This is a genomic window from Paenibacillus ottowii, from assembly GCF_006874425.1.
GTDB lineage: Bacteria > Bacillota > Bacilli > Paenibacillales > Paenibacillaceae > Paenibacillus > Paenibacillus ottowii.
In genome coordinates this window covers 35,965-47,569 of sequence record NZ_VIJZ01000020.1, presented here as the reverse complement: position 1 = coordinate 47,569, position 11,605 = coordinate 35,965, and the positions used below count along the sequence as shown (strand labels likewise).

At 43.4% G+C, this 11,605-nt stretch carries 10 protein-coding genes; 6 read left to right on the top strand and 4 right to left on the bottom strand.

Annotated features, from left to right (window positions below; genetic code table 11):
- Positions 1 to 2: 2 nt before the first annotated feature.
- From FKV70_RS25470 to FKV70_RS25460, 3 genes are all read right to left on the bottom strand, one after another.
- Positions 3 to 320 (bottom strand): helix-turn-helix domain-containing protein, encoded by a 318-nt coding sequence (locus FKV70_RS25470; RefSeq protein ID WP_244310846.1) that lies wholly within the window; start codon positions 318 to 320, stop codon positions 3 to 5.
- Between the two features lie 108 nt (positions 321 to 428).
- Positions 429 to 761, bottom strand: coding sequence for a hypothetical protein (locus tag FKV70_RS25465; RefSeq protein WP_019688017.1), 333 nt, complete (start codon positions 759 to 761; stop codon positions 429 to 431).
- A 290-nt stretch (positions 762 to 1,051) separates the two neighbouring features.
- Complete coding sequence (locus FKV70_RS25460; protein WP_142614938.1) at positions 1,052 to 2,548, bottom strand: GDSL-type esterase/lipase family protein; 1,497 nt, start codon at positions 2,546 to 2,548, stop codon at positions 1,052 to 1,054.
- A gap of 165 nt (positions 2,549 to 2,713) precedes the next feature.
- On the opposite strand from FKV70_RS25460, the gene FKV70_RS25455 reads away from it, so the two are divergent.
- Positions 2,714 to 4,975 (top strand): helix-turn-helix transcriptional regulator, encoded by a 2,262-nt coding sequence (locus tag FKV70_RS25455; protein ID WP_142614937.1) that lies wholly within the window; start codon positions 2,714 to 2,716, stop codon positions 4,973 to 4,975.
- On the opposite strand, the gene FKV70_RS25450 is transcribed toward FKV70_RS25455, so the two are convergent.
- Entirely contained in the window at positions 4,972 to 5,871 is a 900-nt protein-coding gene (locus FKV70_RS25450) for a carbohydrate ABC transporter permease (RefSeq protein WP_142614936.1), read from the bottom strand. The genes FKV70_RS25455 and FKV70_RS25450 overlap by 4 nt on opposite strands.
- Before the next feature lie 272 nt (positions 5,872 to 6,143).
- On the opposite strand from FKV70_RS25450, the gene FKV70_RS25445 reads away from it, so the two are divergent.
- The 5 genes from FKV70_RS25445 to FKV70_RS25425 are packed head-to-tail and all read left to right on the top strand — an operon-like array spanning position 6,144 to position 11,592.
- A complete protein-coding gene (locus tag FKV70_RS25445; RefSeq protein WP_142614935.1) occupies positions 6,144 to 7,109 on the top strand; it encodes an ABC transporter permease in 966 nt (321 codons plus the stop codon).
- Positions 7,110 to 7,130: 21 nt separating this feature from the next.
- Entirely contained in the window at positions 7,131 to 7,754 is a 624-nt protein-coding gene (locus tag FKV70_RS25440; protein WP_142614934.1) for a YesL family protein, read from the top strand.
- 27 nt (positions 7,755 to 7,781) lie between these two features.
- Positions 7,782 to 9,302: an extracellular solute-binding protein gene (locus tag FKV70_RS25435; protein WP_142614933.1), complete on the top strand. Its 1,521-nt coding sequence runs from the start codon at positions 7,782 to 7,784 to the stop codon at positions 9,300 to 9,302.
- A 17-nt stretch (positions 9,303 to 9,319) separates the two neighbouring features.
- Entirely contained in the window at positions 9,320 to 10,681 is a 1,362-nt protein-coding gene (locus tag FKV70_RS25430) for a glycoside hydrolase family 28 protein (RefSeq protein WP_142614932.1), read from the top strand.
- A 26-nt stretch (positions 10,682 to 10,707) separates the two neighbouring features.
- Entirely contained in the window at positions 10,708 to 11,592 is an 885-nt protein-coding gene (locus FKV70_RS25425; RefSeq protein ID WP_142614939.1) for a dienelactone hydrolase family protein, read from the top strand.
- Positions 11,593 to 11,605: the final 13 nt, after the last annotated feature.

Here is an 11,605-nt window from a genome sequence, read left to right as displayed (position 1 = left end):
GGCTACCTTTTCCATGATCTGATATCTCTCTTGTTTGCTTCCTCCTTCCAGGCTACTAAGCACTTTTTTAGCAACTCATTCTCCCGTTTCAGGTTTTGCACATACCGATCCTGACTCACATATTGCTTCCGACGTCCCCGTCCATCTAGTAGTCCATACTCTCCCTGCTCTCTATATTTCCTCATCCACTTTTTCACACGATCTGCATCCTGAATCTCCAAGTGCTCCGTGATTCGGCGATATGTCCATTTCTCTTCGACGTGAAGGCGAATCGCCTCTTTTTTCAGCGCAATTGAATAGGTCTTAAACTTTTGTCCCATAAAAATACACCCCCTAGAATTTCATCGGCTAAACCCGGGGGTTTTTCCAATGTCTATTCTAAGGGGTGCACTTCATAGACGGGCAAGTGCTCTCTTTACCGCTTTTTCCTAGTTTACCTTAACGGTATACACCATTCTCAATTTACCATTACCAGCGTAAATCTCAACTCTTGCATTCGTTGCAGTGGTGGTAGTTACCACGCCGGAAGCGGAAACGGTGACATTTCCGCTCGCCACTTTATAAGTATCCCCTGGGTAATTTGACAGCGCATAGGAATAATTACGTGGCAACGTAGCCGTTCTGTAGTATACTCCATTAACTTCTACAATAGGTGTAATTACTGGAGAAGGGCCTACTGATGCGGACGCACTAGGAACGATAATACTTCCAAGGAGTCCCAAAGACATAGCTGTTGATAATAATATTTTCTTAGTATTCATTAAAAAATCCTCCTTATGTATGATATGAGCTCCTAAAATATACCATGTAAAATTATTGATTTCACTTCATTCGACAAATGTTGTCAAAATAATACATTAAAATGATTCTAAAGTACTATAAGATATAAAAGAATTAAAATATGACAATTGAAGAAATTCATTTTAATATACTTAATTTTCTTGGGCTATTCTCTATATCTGAACCAAATTTGTCTATAAAAGAATAAAAACGGACATCAGCGTGATACGCTCGAGGTCCGTTTTCGTATTAACATACCTGGCACTTGATATTAGTTGACAAGTTGGTGCGCAAGCGTCTCACTGCGATCTAGATTTCTTTCGATCATACGTGGTTTTAATGCAGACAGCTCCGTACTTTGACGAATCGCTTCAGCTACCAACTGGGCGATTTTCCTTGCTCCTTCGTCCGAAAAATGAGTATTATCTGCTATACCAGCCGGGTAATTAGGATGCGTTTTTTCAGGCAAATGCATAAATAGAAGCTGAGACTCTTTTTCACCCATGGAACGATAAAGCTGCTGTGATGCTTTGAAAATATCGAGCAACGGCGTCTGAGTTTCCTTGGCAACTTGTCTCATGGCAGCGGGATAGGCTCCCACGGCCAGCGGATCAGGTTCACCGTCTGCGGTAAAGCGGCGGCGGCTGACCGAGGTCAACAGTACTGGGATTCCGCCACGTTCCCGAGCGGACTGAATGAATTGAATTAAGTTTAGACGGTACTCTCCATCAGGATCGGTGTAGCGCGCGGGGTCTTCTTTTTTCTCATCGTTGTGTCCAAATTGAATAAACAGATAATCACCAGCTTGAATATCTTTTTCAATATCGGCTAATCGCCCTTCTGCTATAAAGGATTTGGTGCTTCGTCCGTTGACGGCACGATTGTCCACATGCACAGTTGGGCCAAAATAAGCTTGCAAATGTTCGCCCCAGCCTGTCATCGGTTTTTCGGCTGCCCCTTTTTGGGCTGCAGTAGAGTCTCCTGCGATAAACAGTCGGGTTGTCATCTGCTGTCTTGCCTGCGCATATCCATGTTTTTGAAGCCATTTTTCCGCCAGGTCGAGCCATTGTCGGCATTCATGGTTGTCTTCAGACAGTCCCAATCCGTGCCGCCCTTCTTCAAATACATGCAGTTCAAACGGAATATGCTCCCTAGACAATGAGAAAGCGAACAACAGGCTATTTTCTACCGGTACAGCGCCATCATTGGCCGTAGTCCACATAAAAGTTGGGGGTGTCTGTGCAGTCACTTGCCGATCGGATGAAAAGGCTTGAAGCTGCTCCGAGGTCGGCTGTTCGCCTAAAAAATGCGTACGGCTTCCAATATGCGTATAAGGCTCATGAAATGATATTACAGGGTACCCCAACATCAGAAGATTTGGTTTTTCTGCTCCAATCGTGGACACAATGGAGGCTAAGTGACCGCCTGCTGAAAAACCGATGAGACCCACTTGATCAGGGATCACTAGCCAGTCATGCGGTGTTTGGCGAATCCACTGTAGGGCATGTTCAACATCCTCCAGCAAGGAGGTAACCTCGAAATTGCCGACCTGATACTCCAGCACACCCGCGTGAATACCTAAATCATTTAACCACTGGGCGATCGGCTCTCCTTCATGTGAGGCCAAATGCTCGTAGCCACCGCCAGGTAACACCAAAACAAAAGGACGGGCTTCATGTACCGCTACGGGATAGAGGGTGAGGAAGGAAGTATCTAGCGGAAATTCTTCTTTTACGATCTGTTCCTGAGTACTAACGACATGTAACATAAGAGACCTCCCAATTTCTTTTTAACTGCCGTTAAACCAAATAAAATCAACATAAATTGGAATGATACGGATGTAAAAAACAATGCACACGTGAAAAAAAGATTTAAACCTCGAAATGAAAGCGCTATAATTTGGTGTAATACCAAGAACCAAAGGGGGAGCGCAATGAAAAAAGGAAGAATGTTCTACACTATTTTTATTACGATTCTGGTTTTGGGAATAGGATTGGTGGCCAGCTTCGGCAGCTACATTTATTTTACAACAATTAGCTCCGTTGTGGAGAGAGTTTCCAATACCAAGCAAAGCTACATGGCACAGATCAGAAATAGCCTGGAACAGAAAATCCAAACGATTGAATACGCTTTTAATACGTATAGCACGACCAGTTCCTTTAGTGAAGTTGTCAAAAATCCCATTACAGAAAAAGATTTTGTAGCGTATCGGAATGTAAATACCCAGCTCAATTATATTGCTACGATGGGATTGGAAGGAACTGAGTATTCACTGATCAGTCTAAATCAGAATTGGAGAATCTCCAATGGAAGCCTGTCTTATTTGACGACAACGGAACGAGAAAAGCTGATCAGTACCTATATCGATCACCAAGAGAAGGGACTCTTCTGGATCAAAACAGATAAAGGAATCCGCTTTGTGAATACCTTACCTGTGTTTTCCAAAAAGAAGCAGGCGATTGCGCTGTCTGATATTTCGTCGCAGACGTTAAGTCGTACCATTCAAACAGAGGACCATATGCCTGTGTTTATTTTGAATAACCAAGGCAACTTGATGTACGAAACGGAGCCTGCTACTTCCTTATTGTCGGCTCAGCAGCTTCAGCACATTTCGGAAGTGACGGCTAAATCAGACAACACAGGCATGCTCACATTGGAGAAAACGGAGCATCAGCCTGCACGACAAATCATTTATGCCAAATCTGCTTACAACAATTGGACTTACTTAACGGTATTAGACAAAAAAGAGATTGCAAACGCGTTTCAAACGACCAAATTTGGGATTATCATGATGGGCGTTGTTTTAACGCTTTTAATGGTGGTCGTAGCCTACATCATTGCCATCTACTTTACCAAGCCATTTCAGCAAATAAAACGCAGCTTGCCCAAAAATCCTAATTTGACTTTCAAAAATGAACCTTCCAAAAATGAAATTGAGTGGATTATTAATTCCATCGACAACATTGTAACCGAGAAGGAAAGCTTGGAAAGTCTCATACAGTCCGAAATGCCACAGTTGGAAACACAATTGATTCTCAACCTGTTTCGCAAACGTATTTCCGCAGAGGAATTGGCACGAAAAATGCCACGTCTGGGCTACCCGCAGATCGAGAATCAAATGTATATTACCTTGTTGGTTCAACTGGATAATCTGGGGGATCGGGAACCTTCGGATAAAGATGTTTTACTGCTGGCCATTAACAAGATCGTAGAAGAAACGATTCCAGAGCAACAGCGTATGCTTCCCATTATTTTGAACGACAACACCCAGGCTACCATATTAATACTGGCAAATAAGAGTGCACAGGAAATGAGAAAGCAAGTGCTGGATCATGCGTCCCTTTTGATTCAGAATGTAAAAGAGTATCTAAATGTATCTATCAGCATCGGTATAAGCACAGCGTATGATAACTTGTTAGACAGTAAAGAAGCTTGTGAGATGAGCAAGCAAGCATTGCATCACCGTTTGAATCTGGGTAAAGAGTCGATTATTTTTTATGAAGATATTTCCATGGTCATTTCAGGGCCGGTGCTGCTTCACTATCCTGCAGAATTGGAGTCAAATCTGTTTGATGCCATCCGCATAGGGGATGAAGAGCAGGTACATCATACCGTACACTCTTTATTGGCGGAAATGATGACAAAGAACAATCATTCCATGAACTTTGAAGTATTGTTGGTACGGTTTGTAAATAATCTTATCCAACTAGAGCAGCTATTAGGGATTGAAGTGCTGCTAACGCAAGACAATCATGCCCTGTATCACCGTTTGCTGGACATTCGTAACCCGGAGGAGATAGAACGTATGCTATTAGAGCAGGTTATTCTCCCCATGGTAAAAAACATGAAGGAGAAGACAAATCAGCAATTCCGTTGTCTCTCTGAGAAAATAGCCGCGATTATCCGTGCTGAATATGACCAGGAATTATCATTGGAACTCATTGGAGATCGACTACATTACAATCCGAATTATTTAAGCAGCATTTTCAAAAAAGAATACGGAACGACGTTCAGTGAATATTTGATGGGCTATCGCCTGCAAATGAGCAAAAAGTGGCTCGTTGAGACAGATATGACGATTAAAGAAATCGCCGAGCGACTGCAATATCATAATTCGCAAAACTTCATCCGCTCTTTTCGGAAAAAAGAACAGGTTACACCAGGGGCTTATCGAAAGATGAAGCAAGCCAATTAACCTTTAATTGCCCCCAACAAAGCTCCTTTGACAAAATGCTTTTGCACAAATGGATACACGATTAACATCGGAACGGTCGCTATGACAATGACCGCCATCTTAATCGTCTGCGCAGGCGGGATGACATCTACCGCGGTTCCTTCTGCCTGCATACCACTGGAGACGATAACAATTTGGCGAAGCAGGACTTGAATCGGCCATTTGGCAGAATCATTGATATAGAGAATGGCATGCATGTACGTATTCCAGTAGGCAACAGCGTAGAACAAAGAAATAGTTGCAATAGAAGGCAGGGCTAAGGGCAACATAATTTTAAAGAAGATTCCAAAATCGTTGCATCCGTCCATCTTAGCCGATTCCTCCAAATCATCTGGCAATGCCTGAAAAAAGTTACGCATGATAATCAGGTTAAACGCATTGATGGCTACGGGCAGAATCAAGGACCAATACGAATTGATCAGCCCCATGCTTTTGACAACGAGGAATGTCGGAATCATCCCCCCGCTAAACAACATAGAGAACACAACAATAAAGTTAATTGTATTGCGGCCAAGGAGATATTTTCGGGATAATCCATAAGCCATAAAAGCGGTAAAAATCATACTTACAACTGTACCCACGATCGTTACTCCGATCGAAACCCCAAGTCCTCTAAAAATCGTTGGAGTGGATAGGATATAGCGATAAGCATCCAAAGAAAAAGTAACAGGGAATAAAATGAACTTCTTGGCCACTACTTCCTCAGTTGAAGCAAATGAGCTGGCGATGATATTCAAAAAAGGCAAGAGACAAGTGAGGGCAATGAGAATCAAGAGTGTACTATTTACAATGTTGAAGATACGACTGCCCAGCGATTCTTTTTTTCGTGATTTTGGTTTGAATAATGGCTGTTCCAATGTGGGTGACCTCCTTGTAATCGTTTACATTTAAACCTTATCAAGAGGAAAGAATTCCGTATATAATCATAACTTGAGGTGTTCTCTAAGGGTGAAAACAAGAGGATAATCATTAAGTTGTGTAGTAATCATTATCTGAGGTGAAAAGGGTGTAAAGTAGGCTGTTCGCCTATTTTTGTAAACGCTATCATTTTATGATTATATGCGGAATGCCGAAAATAACGTACTCTTGAAAGCGTATACAGGAACGTTTGAAGGAGGTCGAACTACTAATGAAAGTCTCAAGTGCCCCCGCACCAAATATGAAGATGAGAATGAAAAAGAACAAAAGAACGACGGAAAGCCTTTTACGAATGCAGAAACACAAGCTACTCTATCTGATGGTTTTACCCGGGCTGGTTTACTTCATTATTTTCAAGTATTTCCCTATGGGGGGACTGGTAATTGCATTTCAGGATTATCAAGCTTTTCAGGGAATCACAGGCAGTCCATGGGTAGGAATGAAGCATTTTATTCGTTTGTTTACTGAGCCTACTTTTTTTATGTTGCTTCGCAATACGCTGGTTTTATTTGCACTGAATATTGTAATCTTTTTTCCATTGCCGATCATATTGGCGCTTATGCTGAACGAGGTTAGGAAGATGTTTTTCAAAAACATTATTCAAACCATTATCTACATTCCGCATTTTATGTCATGGGTTATTATCGTTTCGATTTCTTATGTATTCCTGACGGTGGACGGCGGTGTGCTGAATGAAATGATTGCCGCGCTGGGCGGTGAAAAGATCAGCTTCTTGACATCTCCGCAATGGCTGCGAACAGTTTATATCGGGCAAGTGATTTGGAAGGAACTCGGCTGGTCTACCATCATTTATTTATCTGCAATTACAGTGGTGGATACACAATTGTATGAGGCCGCAGAGATGGACGGCGCTGGACGTTTGCGCAAGACATGGCACGTTACGTTGCCAGCGATCCGCCCGGTTATTATTACGTTGTTAATTTTGAAAATCGGGAGCACGTTGGATTTGGGTTTTGAGCATATGTATCTGTTATTGAACTCATTAAACCGCGAGGTTGCCGAAATCTTTGACACCTATATTTATACTGCGGGCTTAAAAAATGGACAGTTAAGTTTCAGTACGACAGTAGGACTATTTAAAGGTGTAGTAGGTTTGATTCTGATTATGTTCTCCAATCGACTCGCTAAGAAATTTGGTGAGGACGGCGTTTACTAATGACGATGGGAAGGATGCAAAATGGTACGGTTTGTAGAAAACATGAACAAATGGTGCAGGCGCCTGTTACGCCTGGTCTACCTGAACTTGCTGTGGACGATTGCGACGATCATGGGCCTGGGTTTTATAGGTGTGGGACCTGCAACCGTTGCTATGCTGAGCATTTTAAGGCAATGGATTCGGGGCAATGAAGAAATCGCCATTTTCTCGACGTTTGTACGTTACTTTAAAGAAAGCTTTAAAGAAGCAGTTATCATTGGCGGACTTTACAGCGTTGTGGGTTATGTGCTCTACGTGGATATCGTCAACGTCTCCTCCTGGTATGTTCGTGTGGTGACACTGATGGGTGCCTTTTTGTATCTTATCTCTTTATCATACATTTTTCCTTTGCTGGCTCACTATGATTGGAAAGGCATCAGACTGAAGATCAAGATGTCGATTGTCATTGGATTTTCGTATTTACAATATACACTTGTTCTTTTTGTAGCCATTGTCGTGCTTTATGTATTGATTCTAGGCCTGTACCCAGGAATTCTGACTTTTGCCGGAGCGAGCCTTATCGGTTATCTCGTGATGTGGATGACGCATCAGGTATTCAGCAAAATAGAGCGAGAGGTTCTGGTGAAAGAGGAAGATATGGCATGAATATACAACAGAAAAGGAGCAAACACGATGAAAAAAGGTACCAAGATGAAAAAGGGAGTATCGGGTCTTCTTGCCGCACTGATGGTCATGAGTGTTTTTCTAGCGGCTTGTGGTGACAAAGGGGCAGAGGAAAAAAGCAGCCAAACCTATGATCCCAAATCCAAACTGGAATTTACCTGGCTGAACGTACTCCACACAGCCTCTCCGCCTACTGAAACGATTAAAAGTAAAATCGAAGAATACACCAATTCCAAAATTACGTTCAACTGGGTGCCGGATGCTTCCAAGGAAGAGAGAATTACCACCGCACTGGCTTCTGGTGAATTGGCAGATATGGTGACTTTGACGATGATGACAAATTCCTCAGTGCGTAGTTCATTGAAATCAGGACTATTCTGGGATGTGGGCAAATATTTAGATGATTATGAAAATTTAAAAAAGATCCCGCCTGAAGTACGCGAAGCCGCTTCCATTGAAGGGGGGCTTTATGGGGTTCCATTCCAAAAGAATCTCGCCCGCGCGGGTCTGGTCATTCGTCAGGATTGGCTGGATCGCTTAGGTCTGAAGGTGCCAACCACACTGGATGAACTGTATGAAGTTGCGAGAGCGTTTACAGAAGATGATCCGGATGGCAATGGAAAAAATGATACGACTGGGTTTGTTGACAGATCGGATCTGCGTTACAGCAGTTTCAAAACGTTAAGTTCCTACTTTGGAACACCTAATGGCTGGAAAGTAGATGAAAACGGGAAATTTACGCCGGAGTTTGATACTCCTCAATATATGGAGACCTTAAAGTATTCCAATAAATTATACAAAAACGGGTATCTCTCCAAAGACTTTGCTGTAACCGCTAAAACGGACCAGCAACAACAATTTGCACAAGGTAAAGCAGGAATTTATACAGGCATGATTGATATCTCTAACCTTAGAACCTTGTCTCAAGGCTTACAAAAAGGGCTGAAGCTGGTGCCTGTTAACAAGATTTCGAATGGAGATGGACAATATCACGTATGGTCTGAAGGAAGTGGTGTAGGAGGCTTGCTGGCCTTTCCGAAATCTGAAGTAAAGACGGAAGCTGAGTTGAAGAGACTGCTGCAATTTGTAGATGATTTAATTGACAAAGATGTATATATGTACATGACCGGTGGTATTGAAGGTACTCATTATAAAATCGAAAAGGATGGTTCCTTCAAAATTATAGATACAGATTTGTGGCAAGCAGACGTACAGCCGTTTTCAAGCTCCAGACCAAGTGAAGTCACTTATAACTTAAAGGATGCTAATCCGGAAAAGGAAATGGCTAATGAATTAGTGCGAGAAAATAATAAGTTTGCTGTTCTGGACCCGACAGTGCCGCTGGATTCAGTCACTGCTAATGAGCAAGGAACAGAGCTGGAGAAAATTATTACTGACGCCTCCTTCAAATTTATTATGGGTGAACTTGATGAAGCCGGATTTAAAGCAGCTGTAGAAAACTGGAAACAATCAGGCGGAGCACGAATTACCGCTGAGTATGAGGAAGCGTATAAGAAAACGAAAAAATAAAGACAGGAGAGAAAGAAATGCAATTATATAACATTGTAGATTATGGGGCAGTTCAGGGTGGTACAACGATGGCAACAGAGGCCATTGCGGCTGCCATAGAGGCGGCCAGTAATGCTGGGGGAGGAACTGTTTTGGTTCCGTCTGGAACGTATTTGACGGGCGCTATTTTTCTGAAAAGTAACATCGAGCTGCATTTAAGCCCAGGCGCAATTCTTTCCTTCAGTACGGAACTGGCTGATTACCCTGTAGTAGAATCCAGATGGGAAGGCGTTCAGCGGGAAGTACATGCCTCGTGCATTTATGGAGAGAACCTTGAGAATATTTCGCTTACAGGCAGTGGAACGCTGGACGGAAATGGTCAGCCGTGGTGGGAAAAGCATCGGAATCACTCTGAGGAGTTACAGTATCCAAGACCCAAATTAATCAGCTTTGACCGCTGTCAGCGGATCACCATTAAAGATCTCATGTTGAAAAATTCCCCAAGTTGGACTGTAAACCCCATTGCTTGCTATAACGTTACGATTGATAATTTGTCCATTCTTAACCCGGCAGACTCACCCAATACCGATGGTATTAATCCCGAATCCTGTTCCAATGTTCGTATCAGCAACTGCAACATAGATGTAGGCGATGACTGTATTGCGATTAAAGCAGGAACCGAAGATACCCAAGAGCGGGTTCCTTGTGAAAATATTACGATTACCAACTGTACAATGGTTCATGGCCATGGTGCTGTCGTACTGGGAAGCGAAATGAGCGGAGATATTCGTAATGTTACGATCAGCAATTGCGTGTTCAAGCAAACAGATCGGGGCATACGTCTGAAATCCAGACGGGGACGTGGCGGAATCATCGAGGATATTCGCGTCAGCAACATTGTGATGGAGGAGGTCATTTGTCCATTTATTCTGAACCTATATTATTTCTGCGGACCCCGGGGCAAGGACAAATATGTGTGGGATAAAAATCCCTATCCGGTTACGGATGAAACTCCGTGCTTTAGACGAATCCATTTTTCCGATATCACGGCACGTCAGGTTCATGCGGCGGCTGGCTTCTTATACGGACTTGCAGAGCAATATATTGCTGAAATTACATTTTCCAATATTGATATTTCTATGGCTAAAAATGCGATTCCCGGACGTCCGGCTATGATGTCAGGAATTGAGGATATGAATAACCGTGGTTTTTATCTAGGTAACGTGAGGGATATTCGGTTTCAACAGGTCACAATTGAGAATCACGAAGGTCCTGCCTTTTATATTGAAAATGGGGAAGACGTTGAAATCAATCGCTGCCACTCGAAGAATACAGCTCAGCCTGAAAAGCTTATAGAACAAGTAAAGATACAACCTTCTGAACAAAATGTGCTGAAATAGGAGGGAGTGAAAGGGTGCATAAAAACGTGGATAAGTTGCAAGCATTGCTGGGGGACCTTCCGGCAGATCGCCCTATCACGGCAACTCTGCTGAATCAAGAAGAGCGGGAGGGATATCAACTGGAGTGTCTCCTGCTGGACTTGAACGGGATCGAGTCTGTACCCGCTTATGTAGCTACACCAATACAAGGGGATGGTCCGTTCCCATTGGTCGTTTTTAACCATTCACATGGGGGCAACTATACCAATGGACGTAGGGAGCTGCTGCATAGCAGTCCTTACTTACAGCAGCCCTCGTTTGCTACAGTTCTGACAGACATGGGATATTGCGCGTGCTGTATCGACATGTGGGGCTTCAATGAACGTGGAGGTAAAACCGAGAGCGAGCTGGTAAAAGAAATGCTCTGGCAGGGCCAGGTGCTGTGGGGCATGATGCTGTACGATAACCGTCGTTTGGTAGATTACATGTGCCAGCGTGAGGACATTGATGCTTCCCGTATCGCGACGATCGGCATGTCGATGGGTGGACTCATGGCATGGTGGCTGGCTGCTTTAGATGAACGGATACAGGTCACGGTTGATATCTGCGGACAGGTAGATGCCCATACACTGATCGCCAAAAGAGGATTGGATCATCACGGCTTCTATTCCTATGTTCCCGGCTTGTTAAAGCATTTCACCACGCTGGATATTCAGAAGCGGATCGTACCTCGTCCACGGATGAGTATAACAGGTCAAAATGATCGGATGTGTCCTATTGAAGGAGTCGAGCATTTGGCAGAGGGGTTGTTGGAAGCTTACCAGAAAGCAGGTCACCCGGAGCATTGGCAGCCTGTGATTGCGGGCGGTGGACATATGGAGACCATGGAAATGCGAATGGCTTGGCAGTCATTTTTAGCTGAACACTTGTAAATCAAATGAAAGG